Genomic DNA, 613 nt, shown 5'->3' on the forward strand with positions numbered 1-613 from the left:
AGATGCCCTGGCCCTTGATCTCGTGGGGCATGCCGACGACGGCGGCCTCGGCCACCTTGGGGTGGGAGACGAGGGCGCTCTCGATCTCGGCCGTGCCCATGCGGTGGCCGGAGACGTTGAGGACGTCGTCGACGCGCCCCGTGATCCAGTAGTAGCCGTCCTCGTCGCGCCGGGCGCCATCGCCGGTGAAGTACTTGCCCGGGAAGGTCGAGAAGTAGGTCTGGATGAAGCGCTCGTGGTCGCGGAAGACGGTGCGCATCTGGCCGGGCCAGCTGTCGGTGATCACGAGGTTGCCCTCGACGGCGCCCTCGAGCAGGTTGCCCTCGTTGTCGACCAGCGCCGGGAAGACGCCCGGCAGGGGGAGCGTCGCCGAGCCCGGCTTCTGGGCAACGGCGCCGGGCAGCGGCGAGATGAGGATGCCCCCCGTCTCGGTCTGCCACCAGGTGTCGACGATCGGGCAGCGCTCGTCGCCGACCACGCGGTAGTACCAGAGCCAGGCCTCGGGGTTGATCGGCTCGCCGACCGAGCCGAGCACGCGCAAGGACTGGCGCGAGGTCGCCTTCACCGGCCCCTCGCCCTCCCGCATGAGGGCCCGGATGGCGGTCGGCGCCGT

Annotated in this window: 1 protein-coding gene; it reads right to left on the bottom strand. The window is 71.1% G+C overall.

Annotated features, from left to right (window positions below):
* A partial coding sequence (locus EAH89_RS31080) for an AMP-binding protein (RefSeq protein WP_140888060.1) occupies positions 1-613 on the bottom strand: 613 nt, incomplete at both ends.

The organism is Muricoccus nepalensis (genome assembly GCF_006438825.1).
GTDB lineage: Bacteria > Pseudomonadota > Alphaproteobacteria > Acetobacterales > Acetobacteraceae > Roseomonas > Roseomonas nepalensis.